The following is a 26,607-nucleotide window of genomic DNA, read 5'->3' on the forward strand; positions in this document are numbered from 1 at the left end:
CTCTCCGGTCAGTACATCTAGACGAACCAGACGCGGTGCTGGATGCTTCCTCGGACCCGGCCGAAAGCACGGGCCAGGTAGGCCAACCACTGCCCGCGTGGAAGTCGCGTGACCGCGGTGGGCAGCAACGGGTTTCGGATAAACAACAGCACAGCAACCACCGGTAGCGCGAGCAGATTCCGTCGGAACCCGGCGGCTCGGTACCGCTTGTACAGCCGCGGATCGACCTCCCCGTAGGACAGGCTCTGGTCCCACAGCTCCCGATAGGTGGTCTTGAGCCGGTACGCGGTGATCGCCGTCGGGGCGTGGCCGAGCGTGTATCCCGCGAGCTGGATACGCCAGGAGAAGTCCATGTCCTCCCCAGCGCGGCGGAACGACTCGTCCCATCCCCCGACGGCCTCGAAGGCGTCCCGCCAGACACCGCAGTTGCTTCCGCTGGCGAACGGGAGAAATCCAGGGAACTCGAAGCCGCGCTCCGGCGCCTCGATGGATACCCGCTCGGCGACCTCGGGGGCGTTGATCGACCCGGTCTCCAGCGCACCGCTCACCATGTCGGCCTCGCGAGCGGCCTCCACCAGCGCCGACAGCCAGCCGACGTGCGCTCGATCATCCGCGTCGCAGAAGGCCAGGAACTCACCACCCGATGCCGCCGCCGCGACGTTTCGGGCGTGCGACGCGCACTGCGCGTCCGCAGCTTCCACACGCCGCAGCCGCAACCGATCCCGTAAGGGATGGTCGGCCAGGTGTTCTCGCAGCCCGTCGGTGGAACGGTTGTCACCGACCACCACCTCCATCTCGCCGGCGTAGTCCTGCGCGGCGAGCGCCTCGAGTTGGGTGTCGATCACCGCACGCGCGTTGTACGCCGGCATGACGACCGACACCAGCTTCGGCAGCTCCCTCATTCCGTCCCCCTGCTCACCGTGCACAGGATCTCTGTGTACTTCTTCACCAGCAGCTCCCCGGCCGCCGTGTCGAACAGATCCGTCGAGTACAGCGCCCCACCGGTGATGCCGGCGGGCGCGCCGTCGTCATCGTAGTGATCGTTGAGACTGAACTCGATGTCGTGCTTGGCGACCTCCGTGACGAACGGGTGCCCCTCGATCCGCAGTCCGCCCAGGTCGACGTCGATGCTCGCGCCGCCGGGCTGCAGGATCAACTCGACCTGGAACAGCCGCTCCCGTGTCCCGAGTGCGGCCTGCAGCCGAGTGTTCGAGACGTCCGGGTGGGCGAAGGCGCCCAGCGCGACGTCGCGGACCCGGGCGACCAGGTCGGTGAACGGCTCGCCCTCCTCGACTGTCACCGGCATCAGCACGTCATCGGAGAAGTTGCCGACGACCTCCGCCAGCGCGGCCTCGTCGCGACCCGCGATCGAGGTGGCCAGCGTGACGTCCGAGACGGACGCGAGGTCGCTGACCAGGACAGCAAACGCGGCCTGCATCACCATGAACAGGCTCGCCCGGCATTCGTGCGCCAGCGTCAGCAACGCCGCGTGGGTGGCCGCGTCGATCGACACGGGCGCGGTTGCCCCCGCCGACGTCCGCTTCGCACGCCCGGCCCCCGCAAGCTCGAGACGCCCCGCCCTGCCCTCCAACGCACCCAGCCAGTACTGCAGCTGCCGGTGCGCCTCGCTGCCACCGACCGCGACATCGCCGAGCACCTCGTGCTTCCACATCGTGTAGTCGCCGTACTGCACCTCGAGCGGCGTCCACTGCGGCAGGGCGCCAGCCGTCCGCGCGGCGTAGGCGATCATCACGTCGCGGGTGAGCACGCCCATGCTGGCGCCGTCAGCAGCAATGTGGTGCACCACGATCGCCAGCACGTGGTCGTCCTCGCCCAGCGCGAACAACCGCATCCGCAACGGCAGCTCACTGGTGACGTCGTAGTCGGCCCACAGGTACCGCTGCACCTGCTCCTCGAGCTGCTCCGCCGACACCGGCACCCGCCTCAGCTCCGGGACGGCGTCCTCGGTGGGCACCAGCACCTGGACCGGTCCGGTCGGGGTGCTCGGATACACGGTGCGCAGCGCCTCGTGCCTGGCCACCACGTCGCGCGCGGCGGCCGCGAGGATCGCGACATCGAGCGGGCCGCGGATCCGCAACGCGACCGGGATGTTCCAGTCCCCGTTGCGGGTCTCGTGGTTCGCGAACCAGATCCGCTCCTGCGCGGGTGCCAGCGGGATCTGCGCGGGCCGCGGGCGGGCCCCGAGCCGGGGCCGGTTCGGGTCGTGCGCGTCCACCCGGCTGGCCAGCCCCGCCACCGTCGGATCCTCGAAGAACTCGCGGACGCTGACTGTGGCGTCGAAGACCTCACCCATACGCGCCGTCACCCTGGTCGCGAGCAGCGAGTTGCCCCCGACGTCGAAGAAATTGTCCTCGGCGCCGATCCGGGGACGGTCGAGCAGGTCCGCAAAGATGCCCGCGATGATCTGTTCGCTCGGCGTCGTCGGCGCTCGGAACGCGCTGGCGCTGAGGAACTCCGGCTCGGGCAGGGCCTTCCGGTCGAGCTTGCCGGTCACGCCGAGCGGCAGTTCGCTCAGGAACACCACCACCGACGGCACCATGTAGCTCGGTACCCGCTCGCCGGCAAAGGCCAGCAGCGACTCCACGGTCGGTGCCTCCCCCGCGGCGGGCACCGCATAGGCCACCAGGTTCTCGGCGCCGTGCGGACCGCGGTGCACCAGGACAACGGACGCGTCGACCGCCGGGTGCGCGGTCAGCGCCGATTCGATCTCGCCGAGCTCGATCCGGAACCCGCGCAGCTTGACCTGGAAGTCGCTGCGGCCGACGTAGTCGAGCACGCCCTGCTCACGGCCCAGCCATCGGACCACGTCGCCGGTGCGGTACATCCGGGACCCGTTCGGGCCGAACGGATTCGCGACGAAGCGGTCGGCAGTCAGGTCGGCGCGACCCGCATAGCCGTTGGCGAGCTGGGCGCCCGCGATGTACAGCTCGCCCGGCACCCCGACCGGCACCGGGTGCAGCCGCGCATCGAGCACGTACACCTGGGTGTTCCACTCGGGCACACCGATCGGCACGGTGCGCTCGTCCTCGGGCCCGCAACGGTGGTGGGTGACGCTCACCGCTGCCTCGGTGGGGCCGTACAGATTGAACATCGCCGCATCGCTGAACTCGGCGAACCGGCGCACCGTCTCGGCGGGCAGCGCCTCGCCGATGCAGATCACGCGGCGCAGCGACGGGATCAGCTCCGAGCCAACCGAGGCCAGGAACGCGGTCAGCAGCGACGGCACGAAATGGATTGTGGTGACCCGGGTCTCGCGCATCAACCGGGCCAGGTACGACGGGTCCTGCTCGCCGCCCGGCTTCGCGATCACCAACCGCGCCCCGGTGGTCAACGCCCACCAGAACTCCCACACCGACAGGTCGAAGGTGGCCGCGGTCTTCAGCATCACCGCGTCGTCGGCCCCGAGCGAATACTCGGACTGCTTCCACAGCAACTGGTTCGCGATGGCGCGGTGCGGCACCGCGACGCCCTTCGGCCTGCCCGTCGAGCCGGAGGTGTAGATCACGTAGGCGGTGTTCTCCGGCCGCAGCGGGGAGATCCGGTCCGCATCGGTGATCGGCGCCGCGCTGTGCTCGTCGAGGACACTGCCGAGGCCATCGACCAGCAGCAGGTCCACCCCGTCGGGCGGGGTGACGGAGACGCCGGTCGTGGTCAGCAGCGCCACCGGCCGCGCCGAGTCGAGCACGTAGGAGGTGCGCTCGGCCGGGTGGTCCGGGTCGATCGGCACATACACGCCGCCCGCCTTGGCCACCGCGTACATCGCGACGAGCAGCTCCACCGAACGCCGGATGGCCAGCGCCACGCGGGCTTCCGGACCGACACCGCGGGCGATGAGCTCGCGGGCCAGCCTGTTTGCCCGAGCGTCGAACTGCGCATAGGTCAGTTCCGCGCCCTCGAACACCGTCGCGGTCGCGCCAGGGGTCCGGCGGACCTGCGCGTCGAACATCTCGGCGAGCGTCGTCTCGGGCACCGGGTGACCGGTCTGATTCCGCCCCGTCACCAGCTCCTCGCGGTGCAAAGGGTCGAGGATCGGGATGTCGCCGACGACGGTGTCCCGGTCGGCGATCACCGTCCTCAGGATCCGCTCGAACCGGGCCGCGAACTGTGCGACGGTGTCCCGGTCGAACAGGTCGGTCGCGTAGGTGAACGACCCGGCGATCTCGGCGGGATCCCCGGTCTCGTCATGGCGGTCCACCAGCGTCAGGTGCAGGTCGAACTTCGCGGGCTCGAACCCGGCGTCGAGCACCCCGATCTCGAGGTCCGGCAACGCGAACCGGTTGCGCTCGAGGTTGTGGAAGGACAGCGCCACCTGGAACAGCGGGTGCCGCGCGGTCGACCGGGTCGGGTTGAGCACCTCGACGAGCCGCTCGAACGGCACGTCGGCGTGGCCGAAGGCGGCCAGGTCGTTCGCGCGCGCCAGGTCGAGCACCTCGCTGAAACGCTGGTCCTGGCCGACCCGGGTGCGCAGCACCAGGGTGTTGACGAACATGCCGACCAGGTCGTCGAGCGCTTCCTCGCCGCGACCGGCGATGGGCGAGCCGATCGCGATGTCGGGCTCGTTGCCGAGCCTGCTCAGCAGCACCGCCAATGCGCTGTGCATGACCATGAACAGCGTGGCGTCCTGGCCGCGGGCGAGGTCGAGCAAGGCCCGGTGGGTGCGGGCGTCAAGGGTGAACGCGTAGGTGTCGCCGCGGTAGGACTGTTCGGCGGGCCTCGGCCGGTCGGCGGGCAGATCGAGCTGCTCGGGCAGGCCGGCAAGCTCGGCGGTCCAGTACGCAACCTGACGCGCGGCCACCGAGGCCGGGTCCTGCTCGTCGCCGAGTACCGCGCGCTGCCAGAGGCTGTAGTCCGCGTACTGCACCTCGAGCGGCGCCCAGGTCGGCTGCGCCCCGTGCAGGTGCGCCGCGTAGGCGACCATCACGTCCCGCGCCAGCGGGCCCATCGAGAAGCCGTCCGCCGAGATGTGGTGTACCACCAGCGCAAGCACGTGTTCGGTCTCGCTGACCCGCAACAACTGCACGTGCAACGGGACCTGGGTGGTGACATCGAAACCGGTGGTCGCCAGTTCGATCACGCGGGCGAGCACCTCGTCCTCGACGACCGGGACCGGCACCAGCTCCGGGACCGCCTGTTCGGTCGGCAGGATCACCTGGCACGGCCCGTCATCGCCGTCCGGGTACACGGTGCGCAGCGATTCGTGCCGCTCGACCGCGTCGGCGACCGCGGCGCGCAACGCCGTCACGTCGAGCCGGCCGGACAACCGCAGCGCGAGAGGGATGTTGTTCACCGCGGACGCAGTGTCGAAACGGTTGAGGAACCACATCCGCTGCTGGGCAAGGGACAGCGGAATCCGTTCCGGCCGCGGCATCCTCGCCAGCGGGATGCGGCCCGCCTCCAGCGACGCGGATTCGGCGCGCACGGCCAGCTCCGCCACCGTCGGATGCTCGAACACCGCGCGGATCGCCAGCGACGTACCGAGGGCGGAGTTCACCCGGGCCACCAGCCTGGTCGCCAGCAGCGAGTTGCCGCCAAGCTCGAAGAAGCTGTCGTCCACCGACACCCGCTCCGCTCCGAGCAGCTCGGCGTAGACGCGGGCGATGGCCTCCTCGACCGGATTGGTCGGGCCGCGGAACTCGCGGTCGGTCACGAACTCCGGCACCGGCAACGCGCGCCGGTCCAGCTTGCCGGTCGCGTTGATCGGCAGCGCGTCGAGCACCATCACCACCGACGGCACCATGTAAGCGGGCAACGCCTCGCCGATCGCGGTGCGTAGCTCCTGCGGGTCCAGCGCGACGCCCGCCTCGGCCGTCACGTATCCGACCAGGTTCTCCCCGGTGTGCGGGTCGCGGTGCAGCGCGACCACCGACTGGGCAACGCCAGGACGGCCGACCAGCGCAGCCTCGATCTCGCCGAGCTCGATGCGCAGGCCGCGCAGCTGGACCTGGGTGTCGCCCCGGCCGATGAAATCCAGTGCCCCGTCACGGGTCCGGCGTACCAGGTCGCCCGTGCGATACATCCGCTGGCCGTCGCCGTACGGGTTCGCCACGAAGCTCGCCGCCGTCAGCGCGCCGCGGCGGTGGTAGCCGCGGGCGAGACCGGGACCGGAGAGGTAGAGCTCGCCGACCACCCCGACGGGGACGGGGCGCAGGCGGCGGTCGAGCACGACCGCCCCGGCACCCTCGAGCGGTGTCCCGATGGTGATCCGGTCGCCCTCGCCAAGCGGCGCCGTCACGGTGATGACGATGGTGCTCTCGGTGGGCCCGTAGCTGTTGAAGAAGTTGCGGCCGGGCGCGAACCTCGCCACCAGCTCGGGCGGGCAGACGTCGCCGCCGACCATCACCGAGCGCAGGTCCTCGAGCCCGTCCGCGTCGACCGTGCCGAGTGCCGCGGGCGCGGTCAGGATGTGACTGACCCGCTCGGACCGCAACAGTGCGGCCAGCTCACCGCCTCCGATGATCCCCGGCGCCGCGATGACCATGGTGGCGCCTGCGCTGAAACCGACCAGCATCTCGAACACCGAGGCGTCGAAACTCGACGACGAGAACCGCAGCACCCGTGACGAACTCGTCACGGCCAGTTCGGTGCGCACGTCCGCGCAGAAGGTGGACAGGCCGGTGTGGGTGACCACCACGCCCTTCGGGACGCCGGTGGAGCCGGAGGTGTAGATCATGTACGCGGCGCTCGCCGGGTCGATCGGCGCGGCGAGTTCGTCGGCCGACACCGGGCCCGCGGGCAGTGTGGACCGCTGGCGGGTGAGCTCGACGTCGTCGAGCGCAAGCCACTCGACCGTGCCTGGCAGCCGATCGCGTTCGGCCGCGACGGTCAGGCCGAGGACCGCCCCCGAGTCGGTGAGCATGTGCCGCGCGCGATCGGCGGGCAGCGCCGGGTCGATCGGCACGAAGGCCGCGCCCGTCTTCGCGACCGCCCAGAGGGCGAGCACGGATTCGGCGGACCGGGCAAAGGAAGTGGCCACGAACGATTCCGGACCGATGCCGCGTCCGAGCAGTAGCCTCGCCAGCCGGTTCGACTCGGCCTCCAGATCCGCATAGGACACCTCGACATCGCCTGCGCAGCGCAGGGCCACCGCCGCCGGGTCGATTCCCGCACCGGCCGCGAGGATCTGCGGCAGGGTACGCACCGGCGGCGCGGGCAACGCGGGGCCCGCCATGGCGGCGAGCCGTTCGGCTGCGTCGAGCACCTCGATCTCGCCGACCGGAATCGCCGGATCCGCCGCGACGGACTCGAACACCCGCACCAGCCGCCGTGCGAACCCGTCGATCGTGTCCCGGTCGAACAGGTCGGCGGCGTAGGTCACCGAGGCCGCCATGCCACCGCCGGAGCCGTGCTCGCGGAAGGTGAGCTCCAGGTCGAACTTCGCGACATCGACACCCGGGTCGAGCGCGGCCACGGTGAGGCCCGGCAGCTCGAGCGAGCCGACGCCCTGGTTCTGGAGCGAGAGCCCCACCTGGAACAGCGGCGAGTGCGCCTGCGAACGAGGCGGATTCGCCGCGTCGACGACCTGCTCGAACGGTACGTCGGCGTGGCCGTACGCGGCCAGGTCCGTGCTCCTGGTGGTCGCCAGCAGGTCCGTGAAGGCGGTGCCCGGCTCGACCTCGGTGCGCAACACCAACGTGTTGACGAACATGCCGACGACATCGTCGAGCACCTGCTCACCTCGGCCTGCGATGGGGGTGCCCACCGAGATGTCGGTGCTCCCGCTGAGCCGGGCGAGCAACACCGACAGCGCGGCGTGCAGCACCATGAACAGGGTGGCGCTGTGTTCGCGTGCGAGTGCGTTCAGTGCCGCGGTCAGCTCGGCGCCGATCTCCAGGTCGGCGCGGGCGCCGTGATACGACGCGACGGCTGGCCGGGGCCGATCGGTCGGCAGCTCGAGCACGCCCGGGGTACCGGCGAGCTGGCCGCGCCAGTACGCGAGCTGCCGGGCGGCGAGGGACAGGGGGTCGTCCTCGTCGCCGAGGACCCGCCGCTGCCAGAGCGCGAAGTCGGCGTACTGAACGGGCAGCGGCCGCCAGGACGGCTCCTCCCCGACGGTCCGCGCGGAGTACGCGATCATCAGGTCGCGGGCCAGCGGCACGGTCGAGGCGCCGTCGCCGCTGATGTGGTGCACCACCAGCACCAGCACGTGCTTCTGAGCGGAGCTTGCGGAGCAAGCGTGTTCCCGATCCGCGAGCCGGAACAGGCTCCCGCGCACCGGAACCGCCGCGGTGACATCGAAGCCCTGCGACAGCAACGCCACCATGGCGGCGCGCAGCTCGTCCCTGCCCGATACTGGGACGGGGGTCAGGTCCAGATCTATCCGAGCCGCGGGCACGATCACCTGGTGCGGGCCCTGCTCCGAGGCGGGGAACACCGTGCGCAGCGACTCGTGCCGATCGATCACATCGCGCACGGCAGCCGCCAGCGCGGGCACGTCGAGGGCGCCGGTGAGGCTGACGGCCAGCGGGATGTTGTAGGCCGGGGACGTCGGGTCGAACTGGTTGAGGAACCACATCCGTTGCTGCGCGGCGGAGAGCGGCACCCACGCGGGGCGCGCCTCGGCCACCAGTTCCGGGCGGACGATCTCGCGCTGCGCGCCGTCCACGCGGGCGGCCAGCGCCGCGACCGTGGTCGCCTCGAAGAGCTCACGCACGCCCAGCCCGGTGCCCGCGATCGCGTTGATCCGGGCCATCGCCCGGGTCGCGCTCAGCGAGTTGCCGCCGACCGCGAAGAAGTCGTCGTCCGCACCGACGCGTTCGACGCCGAGCACCTCGGCAAAGACGTCGGCCACCGAGGTCTCGGTGCGGGTGCGGGGCGCGACGAACTCGCGGACCGTGAACACCGGCTCCGGCAGCGCGCGGGTGTCCACCTTGCCCGCAGGCGTCAACGGCAGTTCGTCCAGCACGGTGATCGCCGACGGCACCATGTAGACCGGCAGCAGCTCCCGCGCGTGCGCGGTGAGGGTGTCCGCGTCGGTGGTCCGGCCCGGCACCGGGAGCACGTAGGAGATCACGGTCACCACGCCATCGGCGCCGGTATGGCCGACGGTGACCGCCGCCTGCACGCTCGCGTGCCCGGCCAGCACGGCATCGATCTCGCCGAGCTCGACGCGGTGTCCGCGGACCTTCACCTGGAAGTCGGTGCGGCCCAGGTACTCCACCTCGCCTGCCGGGTTGGCGCGGACCAGGTCACCGGTGCGGTACAGCCGCGAACCCGGCTCGCCGAACGGGTTCGCGACGAAGCGGTCCGCGGTGAGCCCGGACCGGCCGTGGTAGCCGCGTGCCAGGCCGACGCCCGCCACGTACAGCTCGCCGGCGACGCCGGCGGGCACCGGATGCAGCCGCCCGTCGAGGACCACCACGTCCGTGCCGACCACCGGTGCCCCGATCAGCACCGGCAGGCCCGGCTCCAGCGGGCCCTGGTGGGTGGCCATGATGGTCGACTCGGTCGGGCCGTACGCGTTGAACATCCGGCGTCCCGGCGCCCAACGGCGAACCAGTGCCTGTTCGCAGGCATCGCCGCCGACGACGACCACGCCGATCGTGTCCAACCCGTCGGGGTCGAGGGTGGCGAGCGCGCCGGGGGTCACGAAGGCGTGCGTGACACGGCCGGACCGGAGCACCCCGGCCAGCTCGGCGCCGCCGTAGACGCCGACCGGCACCACGACCATCGCCGCGCCGCCGCCGACCGCCATCAGCAGTTCGAGAATCGATGCGTCGAAGCTCGGCGACGCGAAATGCAGGGTGCGCGAATCCGGCCCGACGGCGTAGTCGGCGCGCTGCTCGGCCACGAAGGAGGCGAGCCCGAGGTGGGTCACGACCACACCCTTGGGCGTGCCCGTGGAGCCGGAGGTGTAGATCATGTACGCGGGATGCCCCGGCCGGAGCGGAGCGAGCCGGTCGACGTCGCCGACAGGTTCGGCGTCCGCGCGAGACAGCTCCGCCACCGTGACCTCGTCGTCGAGTGACATCCAGGACACCGTGTCCGGGAGCTCGCCCCGGTGTGCGGTCACGGTGACACCGATGGCCACAGCCGAATCGGTGACCATGTGCGCGATCCGCTCGGCCGGGTAGGTCGGGTCGATGGGCAGGAAGGCTGCGCCCGTCTTGGCCACGGCCCACAACGCCAGCACCGACTCCATGGAGCGCGGGACCGCAAGCGCGACATAGGATTCCGGTCCGACGCCGCGCGAGATGAGGATTCGGGCGAGCTGGTTCGAGCGCTCGTCCAGCTCGCCATAGGTGAGCTCGGCCTCGCCCTCGACCAGAGCGATGTCGCGCGGGTTCCGGATCGATTCGAGCAGCAGTTCGGGCAGGGTACGGGTCTCGGCGGGCGCCTGGCCCGTCACCGGTACCAGCGTCGCGCGCTCATGGCCGTCGAGCAGGTCGAAGTCGCCGATGGGCCGGGACGGATCGCCCGTGCCGTCGCGCAGGATGGTCAGGAACCGCGCGGCGAAGCCCTCGACGGTGCGGCGGTCGAACAGGTCCCGCGCGTACGTGAAGGCGGCGATCGCACCGGCAGGGTCACCGCTGCCGTCGAAGTGCTCGGTCACGGTCAGCTGCAGGTCGAACTTGGCGAGCCCGAAATCGATCGGCTCCGAGGCGATCTGCAGTCCGGGCAGGGCGATGGTGTGTTCGCGGGCGTCCTCGAGCGCGAGCACCACCTGGAACAGCGGGTGGTGGGCGGTCGAGCGGGCCGGGCTGACCACCTCGACGAGACGCTCGAACGGCACGTCGGCATTGCCATATGCGGCGAGGTCGGTGGCCCGGACCCGCTCGAGCAGCGCGGCGAACGACCGGGCCGGGTCCACCTCGGTGCGGAGCACCAGGGTGTTGACGAACATGCCGACGACATCGTCGAGGGCCTGCTCACCGCGGCCGGCCACCGGGGTGCCGACCGCGATGTCGGCGGTGTCGCTCATCCGTGCCAGCAGCACCGCGAGGGCGGCATGCAGGATCATGAAGGGCGTCGAATTCGTCGACCGGGCGAGGGCCTTCACCGCGTCATAGGCGGCGGTGTCGAGTTCGCACTCGACGGTGCCGCCGCGATAGGACGGCACGGCGGGTCGTCGGCGGTCGGTCGGCAGGGCCAGCACCTCGGGTGCGCCTGCCAGGGCTGCGGTCCAGTAGTCGATCTGGCGGGCTGCGGTCGAGTCCGGGTCGTCCTCGGACCCGAGCACTGCGCGCTTCCACACCGCGTAGTCCGCGTACTGCACCGGTAGCGGCGTCCACGACGGCGCCTGCCCGCCCGTGCGGGCGGAGTAGGCCTGCACCAGGTCCCGGGCCAGCGCCTGGATCGACCATCCGTCGATGCTGATGTGGTGCACCACGACCACCAGCACGTGGTCGTCGTGCCCGGCCGTCAGCAGGGTGAGCTCGAGCGGGATCTCCGCGGTGACGTCGAAGCCGGAGGCCACCGCGGCCCGGACCCGCTCGGCCAGTTCGTCCGCCCCGAGTGGCTCGTCGTCTCGGAGTGAGTCGAGCGCGAGCTCGTCGAGCACCTCGGATGTCGGCAGGATCTGCTGGTAGGGGCCGGACGGCGAGTCCGGGTACACCGTCCGCAGCGACTCGTGCCGTTCGAGGATGTCGGCGACGGCCTCCGCGAGCGCGGACACGTCGAGTGTCCCGGTCATCCGCAGCGCGGCGGCGACGTTGTATGCGCCGGACGCGGGGTCGAACCGGTTGAGGAACCACATCCGGGACTGCGCCGGGGACAATGGGATCGGGTCGGGACGCGGGCCGGCGAGCAACTCCTGGCGGTGCACGTGGCCGGTGAGCACGTCATCCACGACGGCTGCCAGCCCGGCGACCGTCGGCGCCTCGAACAGCTCGCGCACGCTCACCCGGGTGCCGAACTCGGCGTTCACCCTGGCCAGCAGCCGCGTCGCGGCCAGCGAGTTGCCGCCGAGGTCGAAGAAGCTGTCCGTCGCGCCCACCGGGTGCGCGGATTCGAGGACCCCGGAGAAGATCTCGGCCAGGGCCAGCTCGGTGGGGGTGCTCGCGGCGACGAACTCGGCGGTACCGGCGAACTCGGGGGCGGGCAGCGCCTTGCGGTCCAGCTTGCCGCTCGGGTTCAGCGGCAGCGCGTCGAGGACCGTCAGCACGGACGGCACCATGTAGCGCGGCAGCGCCCCTGCGACGGCGTCCAGCACAGCGCCGGTGTCCAGCACCTGATCGTCGAGGCCGGAACCGGTGGCGGGCACCGCGTACGCCGCCAGGTAGTCCCCCGCCGGTCCGTCGCCTCGGACCACCACGACGGCCTGGGCCACACGATCGTCGCGCAGCAGCGCGGCCTCGATCTCGCCGAGCTCGATGCGCTGGCCGCGCAGCTTGACCTGGAAGTCGGTGCGGCCGATGTACTCCAGTTCCCCGGTTGCGTTCCAGCGCACCAGGTCACCGGTCCGGTACATCCGCGAGCCGGGCTCACCGAACGGGTTGGCCACAAAGCGGTCCGCGGTCAGGTCCGGCCGCGCGACATACCCGCGGGCCAGCTGGACGCCCGCGAGATAGAGCTCTCCCGCGACACCGACGGGCGACGGGCGCAGCCCTGCATCGAGCACGTAGGTCTGGGTGTTCCAGACGGGCGCCCCGATCGGGACGACCGTCTCGTCCACCGCCGTGCGGTGGTAGGTGACGTCGACCGACGCCTCTGTGGGCCCGTACAGGTTGTGCAGTTCGGCATCGGTGCGGCCGTGCAGCGCCGCGACGGTGCCCGGCGCGAGCGCCTCGCCGCTGGTGAAGATCCGGCGCAGCGAGCCGCACCGGGCGATGTCGGCGCCCAAGAGGAACACCTCGAGCATCGACGGCACGAAATGCATGGTGGTGATGCCGTACTCGCGGACTGCGGTCTCCAGGTAGACCGGTTCGCGGTGGCCGTCCGCTTCCGCGATCACCATCCTGGACCCGGTCTGCAACGGCCAGAACAGTTCCCACACCGAGACGTCGAACGTCGCGGGGGTCTTGAGCAGCACCGCGTCATCCCCGGCGAGCGGATAGCTGTCCTGCATCCACCGCAGCCGGTTGACGATCCCCCGATGCGGGACCGCCACGCCCTTGGGCCTGCCGGTCGAGCCGGAGGTGAAGATCACGTACGCGGTGGCATGCGGTCGCAGCGGCGCCGCCCGGTCACCGTCGCGCACCGCCGACGGAGACAGATCGGCGAGGTCCAGCTCGTCGACCGCGACTGTTGCGACGGACGCGGGCATCGACTCGCGGTCGGCGACGGTGCTGAGCACCAGGACAGGGGCGGACAGCCCCGCGACATACTCGATCCGCTCGTCGGGCTGCTCGGGGTCGATCGGCAGGTAGGCACCACCCGCCTTGAGCACCGCGTAGATCGCGATCACCATCTCCACCGAGCGGCGCATCGCGATCCCGACCAGCGACTCCGGCCCGACGCCCGCGCCGATCAGGTGACGCGCCAACCGGTTGGCCCTGGCGTCGAACTCCGCGTAGGACAGTGCATCGGTGCCGAACACGACGGCGTTCGCGTCAGGGGTGCGGGCCACCTGCGCCTCGAACAGGTCGACCAGGGTTGCCGGCTCGAGTTCGTGGTCGGTCTCGTTCCACGCCCGCAGCACGAGTTCGCGTTCGGCGGGGCCGAGCACCTCCACACCGGCCGCGGTCGCTTCCGGGTTCTCGGCCATCGCACCGAGGACCAGCGCCAGCCGATCCGCGAGCGTGGTTGCATCCACGAGATCGAACAGATCGGTGCGGTAGCGCAGGTGCAGATGCAGCTGCGGGTCGAGGATCGACATCAGCGTCAGCGGATAGTGCGTCGCGTCGTGGCCCTGCAGCCCCGTGACGCGCATGCCGGCGATGTCGGTGTTCTCGTCGAAGCCGGCCCGGTCCACCGGGTAGGACTCGAAGACGGTCAGGGTGTCGAACAGTGCGCCGAGACCGGCCTCGGCCTGGATGTCGGCGAGCCCCAGCTGGTGGTGCTCGAGCAGCGCGGTCTGCTCGTCCTGCACCAGGCGCAGCAACTGCGCGACGGTCGCGTGCGGATCCACCCGGACCCGCACCGGCACGGTGTTGATGAATAGTCCGAGGATCTCCTCGACGCCGGGCAGCTGGGCGGGCCGACCGGACACGGTCGCGCCGAACAGGACGTCATCGCGGGAGAGCAAGCGGGACAGCAACAGTCCCCACGCGGTCTGGATGACGGTGTTGAGGGTGACGCCGTGTGCACGGGCGAGCTCGCCGAGCGCATCGACCAGACCGGCTGGCAGCGCGACGTCCACCTCGCCGGGCAAGCCGAGCCCGGCGGCCGGGGCCTGCGCCGACGCGATCAGCGTCGGCTCGGTGACCCCGTCGAGGACGCCCGCCCATGCGTGCGCGGACTCGTCGGAGTCCCAGTACGCCCGCCACTCCAGGTAATCCCGGTAGCGGCGGGCATCGGGCAGGGCCGGTCCCGCGCCGCCCGCGGCGTACCGGACCAGCAGCTCGCGCACGAGCAGCGGCATCGACCAGCCGTCGAGGATGATGTGGTGGTTGGTCAGTGCGAGCACGCACCGATCGGCGGAGGTGCGGATCAGCAGCATCCGGAGCAGTGGCGGCCGATCCATCGCGAAGCGAGCGACCCGCTCCTCGTCGAGCAGGCGCCGGAGTTCGGCCTCGCGGCCGGCGGCCGCGACCTCGGTCAGGTCGACCTCAACGAACGGCACGTCCACCTGATCGAGCACGAGCTGTGCGGCGATTCCGTTGTCGTCGTAGACGAATGCCGTGCGCAGGTTCGGATGATGGGCCACCAGCGCGTTCGCAGCGCCGCGAAGGCGGGCGGGATCAACGGTGCCGGCCAGATCCATCACGAGTTGCGCGGTGTAGACGTCGATCGTCTCCGCGGCCAGGGTTGCGTGGAACAGCATGCCGGACTGCAGCGGGGACAACGACCACACGTCGGTCAGCGAGGGGTAGCGGTGCTGCCAGCGATCGATCTCGTGCTGGCTGACGGACACCAGCGGCAGGTCCGACGGGGTCAGTCCGCCCGCATCCGGCTGCTCGGCGTGCCCGGCCAGGCCCTCGAGCGCGCGGCGCCACAGCGCCGCGAAGGCGTCGATCTCCTCGACGGTCAGCAGGCCGGGCAGGAAGGCGAACGACGCCCGCAGGATCGGGCCGTCGGCGCCGTCCACGACCATCGCGTTGATGTCCACGGCGACGGCCGCGGTCATCGCGAGCCCGCTGCCCGCGTTCAGGTCCGGTGCGGCGGGATCCGGGGTGAAGCCGAGGTGCCGTAGCGCCTCGCCGAGGTGGCCGGTGCCGAGCCGGCCGAGGTAGTTGAAGCTGATCTGCGGCACGGGCAGCGGCGCAAGGACTGCGCCCGCCTCCGCGTCGAGATGACGCAGTACGCCGAATCCGACTCCGCGCGAGGGCACGTCGAGAAGCTGCTCCTTGACCGCCTTGATCACCGTGCCCGCCGCGGGGCCACCCGCCAGCACGTCGTCCAGATCTGCGCTCGGCAGTTCGAGGCGAACGGGGAAGGCGCTGGTGAACCAGCCGACGGTGCGGGACAGGTCCGCCCCCGCGACGGCCTCCTCCTCGCGGCCGTGGCCCTCCAGGGTGAGCAGCACCGACGACCCGTCGATCCCGCGGTCGCGGCGCCAGGCCGTCAGCGCGACGGCGAGAGCGGACAGCAGTCCGTCGTTCACGCCGCACCCGAATGCGCCTGGCAAGGTGGTGAGCAGGCTCTGCGTGGTCGCGGTTGCGAGCTCGACGTGCACCCGCTCCGCGTCCCCGACGCGGTCGAGGGCGGGGTCCAGCGCGCGGCGGCCGAGCTGCGGGTCAGGGCCTTCGAGGATCTCGCTCCACCGGGGCAGCTCCGCGGCGTGGTCGCCCTTGCGCGCCGAGTCCAGCACGCCGTGCGCCCACCGGCGCAGCGAGGTGACGACCGGCGCAAGCTCCGGTTCGAGGCCCGCGCCGAGCTGGGTCCAGGCGGTGGCGAGGTCCGGAAGCAGGATCCGCCAGGACACCCCGTCGACGGAGAGGTGGTGGATCACCACGAGCAGTCGGCCGGCGGACTCCTGCGGGTCGAGCCACACGAGCTGGACCATGACCCCGGCCGTGGGATCCAAACGCGCTGCGGCTGCGCCGCATTCGGCGAGGACCAACTCGTCGAAGGCGGGGCTGCCGGGCACACTCGGCGTCACCACGCGAGTGATCAGCGCGGGCGCGTCGACTGTTCCCGGCGCGCCGGTCTCGAAGACCCAGTCACCACCGACGTCGCGGCGCAGGCGTGAGCGGAGCGCGTCGTGCCGGTCGAGGACGGCCTGCAGCGCCCGCCGGAGCCGGTCGCCGTCGACCTGTTCGGGCAGGGTCAACAGCACCGACTGGTAGAAAGCGTCGAAGTCGCCGCGATCGAGGAGCGAAGTCACGATCGGGGTCAGCGCCACCGACCCGACTCCCCCGCCCTCGAGCTCGGTGAGTGCCACGGCGGGCGCCGCGGTCACAGGCACCGCGATCTTGGCGATCTCGGCAACGGTCTTGCGTTCGAACACTTCCCGCGCGGTGAAGCTCAGTCCCAGTGCACGGGTGCGGGCCACGATCTGCATCGCGATGATGCTGTCCGCACCGACCGCGAAGAGCGACTCGTCCACGCTCAGCCGGTCCAGACCGAGCGCCTCCTCTACGACACCCGCGATCAGCCGCTCGGCGTCGGTGCTCGGCGCCCGGTACTGCTGGTCGCGCGAGCCGAAGACCGGCTCGGGTAGCGCCCGCCGGTCCAGCTTGCCCGCCGAGGTGAGCGGCACCTGCTCGAGCGGCATCACCGCGGCCGGCACCATGTGCGCGGGCAGGAACTCCGCCAGTCGCGCGGTGACGGCGCCCGGGTCGATGTCGACGCCCGGTTCCGGCCGCACATAAGAAACCAGGGCCGTACTGCCGCTGGCGGTCTCGTAGGCGATGGTGACGGCGAAGTCGATGCCGTCCTGGGCGAGCAGCGCCGCGTCGATCTCGCCGAGTTCGATCCGGAAGCCGCGGATCTTGACCTGGAAATCGGATCTGCCGACGAAGTCGAGTTGGTGATCGGCGGTCCAGCGGACCTCGTCACCGCTGCGGTACATCCGGGAGCCGGGCGCACCGAAGGGGTTGGCCACGAACCGGTCCGCGGTCAACTCGGGGCGTCGATGGTAGCCGCGGGCCAACCCGGCGCCCGCCAGATACAGCTCACCCACGACGCCGACCGGAACCGGCCGCAGCTTGCGGTCCAGCACCATCACCTCGGCGCCCTGGATCGGGCGGCCGATCGTGATCGGCGTGCTGCCGTCGAGCGGATCGCCGGTGGTGATGACGATGGTGGTCTCCGTCGGACCGTAGCTGTTGGTGAAACGGCAGACCTCCGCGAACCGCTCGACCAGGTCGGGGGTGCAGATGTCGCCGCCCACCACCACGGCCTCGAGGTGTTCGAGACCCTTCGTCTCGACGGTGCTGAGCAGGGTCGGCGCCGACAAGATGTGGGTGACCCGCTGCTCCCGCAACAGTTCGGCGAGTTCGTCGCCACCGAACATCTGCTCAGGCGCGACGACCATGGTCGCCCCCGCGCTGAACGCCTGGATCATCTCGAAGACGGAGGCGTCGAAGCTGGCGGAGGAGAACCGCAGCACCCGCGAGGCAGCGGAGACCCGCAGCTCGTCGCGGGAGCCGGCGGCGAAGTCGACCAGCGCCGAGTGGGTGACGAGCACGCCCTTCGGCACACCGGTGGAGCCGGAGGTGTAGATCATGTACGCGGTGTTCTCCACCACGAGCGGCGCCACTCGGTCGGCGTCGGAGATCCGTGACGCCGAACGCGACTCGCACCGGCGCCGGACGGCGCTGTCGTCGAGGACGATCCAGTCGACGAAATCCGGCAGCAGCGAGACCCGGTCCGCACCAGTGAGTCCGAGCAGCACACCCGAGTCGTCGAGCATGTGGCCGATCCGGTCGGCGGGCAGCTTCGGGTCGATCGGGACGAACGCGGCCCCCGCCTTCGCTACCGCCCAGCACGCGACCAGCGCGTCGGCGGAACGCGAGAACGCAAGCGCGACAAAGGTCTCGGGCCCCGCTCCGGCATCGATGAGCAACCGCGCGAGCTGGTTCGATTTGGCCTCGAGCTCCCGGTAGCTGACCTCGGTCTCCGTCGTCCAGATCGCGATGCCGTCCGGGTTCGCGGCGAACCCTGCCGTCAGCAGGTCCGGCAGCGTGCGGGCGGGCAGGGCCGCCGGACCGCGGAACGGCACCAGGTCGGCGTACTCGTCCGGGTGCAGCACCTCGAGGGCCGTGACGGCTGCGTCGGGCTCGGCCGCGGCGAAGGCCGCGAAGAACTCGAGGAAACGTGCGTGGTGCCCGCGCAGTTCCTCCTCCGAATACAGATTGGGATTGGCCTCGAAGTCGATGTGCGCGTGGCTGCCCGCCACGCTCGGGTAGATGTTGACCGAGATGTCCTCGACGGGCCCGGTGGTGAGCACGTTGAGGCGGCCGATCAGCTCACCGAGCCGGATCTCGCTGTGGAACATCATGATGTTGATCGCGGGTCCGAAGAAGCCGCGCCTGGCCCCGCCCGACCCGGCGTCGCGCCGGATGTCCTCGTGCCGGTACCGCTGGTGTCGCAGCGCGCCGGTCAGCTCGAGCGCGACGGCGCCGATCAGATCGGTCGGGGTGGTGTCGTCGGCCACCGCCAGCCGCAGCGGCACGACATTGGACACCATGCCGCCGGAGCGACGGAGCTTGGCGGTGGTGCGGGCGGACACCGGCAGGCTCAGCGCGATGTCGTCCTCACCGGTCAGTCGGGACAGGTACGCGGCGACGGCTGCGACCGCGACCGTCGCCAGCGAGGCACCGGGCTGACGGTCCGCGACGCGCGCGACGGCGGCCTCGGCCGCGGCCGGCAGGGGGCCGCTGATCACCAGGGACGAGGGCCCGACCGGGCCCGTGCGGCCGGACAGGCTGATCGCGGGCGGCAGGTCGCGCGCCCGCTCCGCCCAGTGCTCGCGGTCCTTCTCGAACCGGCTGGACGAACGGTAGGTCGCCTCCTCGGCACTGATGTCGGGCAGCGCGGTGGCCCTGAGCTCGTCGGGCTCGCGGCCCTCGACGATCGCGGTGTACCGCTCGGCGGTGCGGCCCATGAAGGTCATCGCACCGAAGCCGTCGAGCGCGATGTGGTGAATGCGGGAGTACCAGTAGTAATGGTCGTCGCCGACGCGCAGGGTCGCCGACTCGATCAGCCGGTCCGAGAGCAGGTCCATCGGCGCGCTGTACTCGGCACGCATCCAGGCCTGGGCCGCGGCGTGCGGATCCTCGTCGCCGCGGAAATCGACCTGCGCCATCCGGTCCCGCAGGGAGTGGTCGATCTGCTGGAAGGGCTCGGCGTCCACCTCGGTGATGCGGAGCATGCCGGTGCCCATCTCACGGGCGGCGGTGGCGCCGGCATCGGCAAGGGCCTCGATGTCGAGGTCGCCGACGATCTCGACGTACTGCGCGATCGCGATCGGCACGTCCCCGAGCAGGTGCTGCGCAAACCAAATACCACGCTGAGCTGCCGAAAGTGGAAACAACTCACCCCTGGAGGTTGAGCGCTCCTCGGTGGAGCCTGCAGCACCCTGACCCCCGACGGGCCCGCGTTCCAACGACAAAATCCGACCCCTCAATAGAGCAACTACATGTGCACGTTAGGCGATGCATGTGTCGCGGCGCGGCCGATCGGATGAACGCCCGACCAACTGAGGTGCCGAGCGTGATCGCCCGGAACCGCCGGGCAGTCCCGAACTCGCACTCTCGCCATATATCACCAGGTCACCACATGTGTAATGCGCATCACCTACCGTTAAACAAGTGGTCAAACCGACCTCGACGTGTCGGCACTGACAGCGTAGAGCCCACCGGATGATGACGCGGTCACTCGGGGAAGGACCCGCGCGCTGGAACGAGAACATCCGGGTCGCCGAGTAACCACCCGTACCAGTGGCCACCGGGGCCCCGAAACCCTGTGCGTCCCCCACCCGACGGGTCCACACTGGCTTTGTGGGCGCTCCGCTGGCTCTGCGCCGGGAGTGCCAACCGCGGGAGGACTCGACGACCGAGGGAGTGCGGGCATGACCGACGGCGTTCCGCAGATACCACCGAGCGCGGTCGACGTCGACCTGTCCGCCGTCGCGGACGGCTGGGACCGGTCGATGTCCGACCTCGAGACCGGCATGTGGCGGATGGAGGAGTCCCAGCCACGGTTGCGCACCCCCATCGTCGCGGTCGACCTCCTCGATCGCCCGCCGGACTGGGATCGCCTGGTGCGGGCGCACGAGTGGGCCTCGCACATCGTCCCCCGGATCCGGATGCGCGCGGTGGAGCCCGCGTTCGGTCTCGGCAACCCGGTGTGGTCGGTGGACCCCGAGTTCGATCTCGGCTATCACCTGCGGCGCATCCGGCTGCCTGCGCCTGCCGACTTCAACCACGCGCTGCGGATCTGCAGGCACATGGGCACCGAGCCGTTCGACAAGGCTCGGCCGCCGTGGGTGGCGATGCTCATCGAGGGCCTCGACGACGGCCGCGCGGTGTATGTCGTCAAGACGCACCACAGCATGACCGACGGCATGGGCGGCATCCGGATGATGACGCTGCTGCACAGCCGCCGGTCCGCGCCCAGCCCCAACAAGCCGGACCGGCTGCCCGCGCCGCCCGAGCACCTCTCCCACTTCGAGGCGCTCGGCCAGGACGTAATGACGGAGGTGCGCAAGGCGCCCGGCCGGATCACCGGGCTCATCACGGGCGCGACCAGGGCCGCGGTGGGCGCCCTCGCCGACCCGATCGGCGCCGCGAGCGACGCACTCGGCTATGCCAATTCGCTGCGCCGCATCGTCACCCCTCCCCCGGCGGCGGGTTTGCCACTGCTGCGCGGGCGTGGGCTCGGTCGCTGGTTCGGCGTACTCGAGGTGGGCCTGCCCGAGTTCAAGGCCGCCGCCCGCGCCGCGCACGGCTCGATCAACGACGCGTACGTCGCCGCGCTGCTCGGCGGTTTCCGCCGTTACGCGCAGGCCCACGGCCAGCAGATCGGCCCGATCCCGATGGGCATGCCGGTGAACATGCGGGCGGCCTCGGACCCCTCGGGCGGCAATCGGTTCGCGGCCGTCCGGTTCGCCGGGCCCGCCGCCGAGGCGGACCCGGTCGAGCGGATCAAGAAGGTGCGCGCCATCGTCCTCGGACTGCGCGAGGAACCGGCGATCGACGCGATCGACCTCGCCGCTCCAGTGCTCAAGCGGTTGCCGAACTGGCTGCTCGCCGAGTGGTACCTGTCCCAGTCCACCGGCCTCGACCTGCAGGCCAGCAACGTCGCGGGCGTCCCGGTCCCGGTGTATCTCGCGGGGGCCCGGATCGAGCGGATGTTCCCGTTCGGTCCCGCACCCGGCTGCGCGGTGATGGCAACCCTGGTCTCGCACGTGGGCACCTGCTGCATCGGTGTCAACCTCGACACCGCAGCGGTCACCGCTCCCAAACTGTTCATGCGCTGCCTGCAGGAGAGCCTGGACGAGGTTGTCGCACTGGCCGGCCCGAACGAAGGGACGCAACGATGACGAGCACGCAGCACCCTCGGGTCTATCTCACCGAGACCGTGACGGCGGCCGAGGACGACGTGCTGCGGTCATGGCTCAGCCGCCGACCCACCGACACCGGGCAGCCCGCGACCGCGGTGCCGATCGGCAGCCAGTCGCTGGCCGAGCTCACCCGCAGGCAGGACGACCCGATGCTCACCCCCGTGCGCGTGGTGTGGCTGCCACCGCCCGACAACGGGCATCGACCCGGACTGCGGGATGCGCTGTCCCCGAGGGATCCGCTGCACCCGGGCCACGGCGCACAGCGGCGGGTGCTGCGCAGCGACCCGGCGCGCTGCCAGGTGATCGAGGGCGAGCCCGCCCCCCTCAGCGACCTCAAGCGCAGGCTCGACGAGAGCGGCGGCGGCTCGCTGCCGGAATACATCCGCAGGCAGGCCGCCCTCGCGCTGGAACGGTCCGAGCGCGCCCTGCTCGGCAATCAGTACAAGGTGTCGAGGTTCGTGACCGAGGAGATCACCGACACCGCCCGCTTCCACGCCGGCATCAGCGACCTGTCCCTGCGGCTGAACGTCCCGCCGGCCGAGGTCGACAAGCGGGCCAGGGAGGCGCTCGGCGAGATGGTGGCCGCGCAGAGCAGGCGGGCGATCGCCCTGTGGGATCGGCTGGGCCGCTACTTCTCCCGCGCCTACCGGCTCGATGTCGACACCTCACGGTTCGAGGAACTGCGTGAGCTGAACCGGGAGCACTCGCTGGTGTTCCTGCCGAGTCACCGCTCGTACCTGGATCCGCTGGTGCTGCGGCCGGCGCTGCTCGCGAACGACCTGCCGCTCAATCACGTGATGGGCGGGCTGAACGTCAGCTTCTGGCCGATCGGGCCGATCAGCAGGCGCAGCGGCACCGTCTTCATCCGCCGCAAGTTCGACGGCGACGAGGTCTACAAGTGGACGCTGCGCGAGTACATGCGCTATCTGCTGATCAAGCGGTTCAACCTCGAGTGGTACATCGAGGGCGGACGCAGCCGCACCGGAAAGCTGCGGCCACCGCGCTTCGGGCTGCTCACCTATCTGACCAAGGCCTATCAATCCAGCGGCATCAAGGACGTCTACCTGGTACCGGTCTCGCTCACCTACGACCAGCTCTACGAGGTCAGCGCGATGGCCGCCGAGGCGCACGGCGAGGCGAAGACGAAGGAGAGCCTGCGCTGGATGGTCGGCTACGTGCGCGCCCAGGGCAAGCGGCACGGCGTGGCGCACGTGACCATCGGACGGCCGCTCTCGCTCGCCGAGTCGCTCGGCGGCGAGAAGGACCTGCGGCTGGCCATTCAGAAGACCGCGTTCGAGGTGTGCCATCGGATCAACGAGGTCACCCCGATCACGGTGTCGTCACTGGTCATGCTCGCCTTCCTCGGCATCGAGGACCGCGCGCTCACCGTCCCCGAGCTGGCCTTCATCCTCACGCCACTGGTCGACTACATCTCCGCCCGCTCGCTACCGACCGCAGGCGGTGTGGACCTGCAGAACCCGCAGGTGTACCGCAAGGCCCTGGACACGCACGTCGAATCCGGTGTGCTGCAGTGCTTCGACAAGGGCGGCACGCGCGTCTACTACCTCGGCAAGGACCAGCACCTGGTGGCGGCGTTCTACCGCAACAACACCATCCACTTCTTCGTGGTCCGGGCGATCACGGAGCTGGTGCTGCTGGGCGCCATCGAAGCGCAGTACGGCAACCTGGAGGTCGACGGCTGGATCGAGGCGAAGCGGATCCGCGATCTGCTCAAGTTCGAGTTCTTCTTCAGTGACCGGGACACCTTCGAGCACGACATGCGCCGGGAGATGGGCCTGATCGACCCGACGTGGGAGAGCAACCTCGATGATCCGAAGCTGGCCGAGAAGATGCTCGACCGGGTACGCCCCTACCTGGCGCACCGGGTCCTGCAACCATTCCTGGAGGCCTACGAGGTGGTGGCGGATCAGCTGGTCCACACCCCGTTGTCCGGAAAGTTCAACGAGAAGGACTTCATCACAACGTGTCTCGCGTTGGCCGAGCAGCGCCGGCTGCGCCAGCAGATCGCCAGCAGCGAGTCCATCTCGAGCGAGCTGTTCGGCACCGCACTGAAACTGGCACGCAACCGCAATCTGGTCGAGGCCGCCGACTGGGACGCCGACGGCGACCTGGCGCGGCGGCGGACGGCATTCGCCGCCGAGATCCGCACCCTGGTCGCCCGGATACGGCACATCCGCGGCCTCACCCAGGGGCGCCTCGACCAGTTCCGGGAGCCCAGCACTTCGCCCGAGGAGCGTGATCTGTGAGCGATGTGGACGCGTTGCACAAGGCCATCGCCGCCGCCGAGCCCGGCCCGCGGACCCTCGCCGCGTTCGACCTGGACGGCACCCTGATCAGCGGCTACTCCGCGAGCGTGGTGTATCGGGATCGGCTGCGCCGCTTCGACATCAGCCTCGCCGAGCTGCTGCGCACCACCGGCGCGGCGATCGACACCCAGTTCCGCGGCGCCGACGTCGGCGGGCTGATGCGGATCGGGGTCCAGGCCCTGGCCGGGCGGATGGACGACGAGCTGCGCGAGTGGGGGCAGCGGCTGTTCCGGCAGGAGATCGCCGGGATGATCTACCCGGAGGTCCGCGGGTTGCTCGCCGCGCACCGGCGCGCCGGCCACACGATCGTGATGGCAACCTCCGCCACCCCGTACCAAGCCCAGTGGGTGGCGGCGGACCTCGACATCGCGGACGTGCTGTCGACGGAACCGGAGGTGGTGGACGGGATGCTCACCGGCGAGCTGAGCACGCCGCCGCTGTGGGGGCAGGCGAAGGCCGACGCGCTGCGCTCGTATGCCGAGCGGAAGGAGGCCGATCTGTCCCGCAGCTTCGCGTACTCCAATGGCGGCGAGGACATTCCGATGCTGGAGTCGGTGGGCCATCCGGTGGCCCTGAACCCGGACCGCAAGCTGACCGGCGTCGCCCAGCGGAAGGGCTGGCCGGTGGTGAACCTGCGCAAGCCGCAGCTCGGCGCCGATCCGGTGTCGGTGCTGCGGACCTCCACCGCGGTGGGCGCGCTGATGGCGACGGCCGTGGCGGGCGGCGCGGCCGGGCTGGTGCTGCGCAACCGGCAGAGCGCGGCGAACCTCGTCGGCACCTTCGGCCCGGACCTGGCCCTGGCGATCTGCGGGGTCTCGGTGAAGATCAGCGGCAAGGACAACGCGTGGAGCGATCGGCCCGCGGTGTTCATGTTCAATCACACCAGTTCCCTGGACATGCTGATCGTCGGCGGCGTGATCCGCCGCGACGTGACCGGGGTGGCGAAGATGGAGGCGTCCCGCGATCCGCGTTTCGTGCCGATCGGCGCGCTGCTGGACGTGGCGTACATCGACCGGTCGGACAGCGAGAAGGCGAAGGCCGCGCTGGCGCCGGCGGTGGACAAGCTGAAGTCGGGCATCTCGATCGCGATCTCGCCGGAGGGGACCCGGACGGTGACGCCGCGCCTCGGCCGGTTCAAGAAGGGCGGCTTCCACCTGGCGATCCAGGCGGGGGTGCCGATCGTGCCGATCGTCATCCACAACGCCGGAGAACTGATGTGGCGCAACTCACTTGTCGCACATCCGGGCACGGTGTACGTGGACGTGCTGGAGCCGGTGAGCACCGAGAACTGGACCGTGGAGACGCTCGACAAGCACGTCGACGAGGTGCGGACGCTGTTCGAGGAATGCCTGCACGACGGGCACCAGTAGGGCCGGATCGCCACCCGGTCCCCATCGGGCAGGCGCACCCATGTGATGTAGAACTCGCCGATTTCGGGTTGCCCCAGGAGGGCTCCCATTTCTTAAGGTTCGCTAATAATTCGTCCGTACCTTCGTGCCCGATGTGGGTCGGGGCGGTGCCACTCTCCGCTGGGGCGGCCGCCGCACATCGCACGGACAGGACGGAACCCAGTAGTTTTGATGAGCATTGCCAGACCACAATGGACCAACCGACTTCTCCAACGCCTGCTCACCGTCACAGCGGCGCTGCTAGCGTGCGCGATGCTCGCGGGGATCTCGGGTCAGGCAACCGCGGGCGCCGCGCCCGTCGCGCACCGCGCGCCGTCGGGTGGGTACGAGGAAGTGTGGGTCCCCTCGGAGATGGGCCCGATCAAGGTGCAGATCCAGTGGGCCTCCCGCGGCGGCAATGCCGCGCTGTACCTGCTGGACGGGCTGAGGGCGCGTGACGACCGCAACGCGTGGACGTTCGAGACCAACGCGCTCGACCAGTTCCGCAACGACAACGTCACCCTGGTGATGCCGGTCGGCGGCGAGTCCAGCTTCTACACCGACTGGATGGCACCGTCGAACCTCAACGGACAGCAGACCACCTACAAGTGGGAGACCTTCCTGACCCGCGACCTGCCGAACTACCTCGAGACCCGCGGGGTCTCCCGCAACAACAACGGCGTGCTCGGTCTGTCGATGGGTGGCTCCGCGGCGATGACGCTCGCGGCGCACCATCGCGACCAGTTCACCTTCGCCGGCTCCCTGTCGGGCTACCTCAACCTGTCCGCACCGGGCATGCGCGAGGCCATCCGCGTCGCGATGCTCGATGCCGGTCGCTACAACGTCGACTCCATGTGGGGCCCGCCCTGGTCGCCCGCGTGGTTGCGCAACGACCCGTTCGTCCAGGCCGAGCAGCTGCGCGGCCTGTCCATGTATGTCTATGCGGCCAGCGGTCTTCCGGGCCCCTACGATCAGCCGAACGCCCCGATCGAGTACTTCAACACCGCGGCGGGCATGGGACTCGAGGCACTGGCGCTGGCCAACACCCGCGCCTTCGAGTTCCGCTTGAACTCGATGGGCATCCCGGCCACATACAGCTTCCCGGCCAACGGCACCCACTCGTGGCAATACTGGTCCGCCGAACTGTGGAAGGCGCGCCCCCAGATCCTGAACACCTTGAACGCGTGGTGAGACTGTCCACTCGTTTCGCGAAGCGCCCGGCGGCCTGGAAGTTCCAGGCCGCCGGGCGCTTTCGTTGCTCGGCCCGGCCGCGATCACTGCCCGCCCGATCCGAGATCTAACGGAGCTCTAATCTCCGTCGCGC

Annotated in this window: 6 protein-coding genes; 4 read left to right on the plus strand and 2 right to left on the minus strand. The window is 70.5% G+C overall.

The window, feature by feature from the left end:
- Window positions 1–17: 17 nt before the first annotated feature.
- Together JOE46_RS09545 and JOE46_RS09550 are read right to left on the minus strand one after the other, a co-directional pair.
- The gene (locus JOE46_RS09545) at window positions 18–902 is read right to left on the minus strand and encodes a glycosyltransferase family 2 protein (protein WP_209927039.1); all 885 of its coding nucleotides are present in this window, start codon (window positions 900–902) and stop codon (window positions 18–20) included.
- Window positions 899–19,630 carry a non-ribosomal peptide synthase/polyketide synthase gene (locus JOE46_RS09550; protein WP_307861266.1) on the minus strand — a complete coding sequence of 6,244 codons (18,732 nt, stop codon included), beginning with the start codon at window positions 19,628–19,630 and terminating at the stop codon, window positions 899–901. Before JOE46_RS09550 ends, JOE46_RS09545 begins: the two co-directional genes overlap by 4 nt.
- A 444-nt stretch (window positions 19,631–20,074) precedes the next feature.
- Between JOE46_RS09550 and JOE46_RS09555 the strand changes: the two genes are divergently transcribed.
- The 4 genes from JOE46_RS09555 (at window position 20,075) to JOE46_RS09570 (ending at window position 26,474) form a co-directional block, all read left to right on the plus strand.
- On the plus strand, window positions 20,075–21,547 hold the full coding sequence (locus JOE46_RS09555; protein ID WP_209927041.1) for a wax ester/triacylglycerol synthase domain-containing protein: 1,473 nt from the start codon (window positions 20,075–20,077) through the stop codon (window positions 21,545–21,547).
- A complete protein-coding gene (locus JOE46_RS09560; RefSeq protein ID WP_209927042.1) occupies window positions 21,544–23,835 on the plus strand; it encodes a glycerol-3-phosphate 1-O-acyltransferase in 2,292 nt (763 codons plus the stop codon). Before JOE46_RS09555 ends, JOE46_RS09560 begins: the two co-directional genes overlap by 4 nt.
- Entirely contained in the window at window positions 23,832–25,265 is a 1,434-nt protein-coding gene (locus JOE46_RS09565) for an HAD-IB family hydrolase (RefSeq protein ID WP_209927044.1), read from the plus strand. Before JOE46_RS09560 ends, JOE46_RS09565 begins: the two co-directional genes overlap by 4 nt.
- Before the next feature lie 210 nt (window positions 25,266–25,475).
- A complete protein-coding gene (locus tag JOE46_RS09570; RefSeq protein ID WP_209927045.1) occupies window positions 25,476–26,474 on the plus strand; it encodes an alpha/beta hydrolase family protein in 999 nt (332 codons plus the stop codon).
- The last annotated feature ends 133 nt before the right edge of the window (window positions 26,475–26,607 follow it).

It is taken from the genome of Rhodococcus sp. PvR099, assembly GCF_017833315.1.
Lineage (GTDB): Bacteria > Actinomycetota > Actinomycetes > Mycobacteriales > Mycobacteriaceae > Rhodococcus_G > Rhodococcus_G oryzae.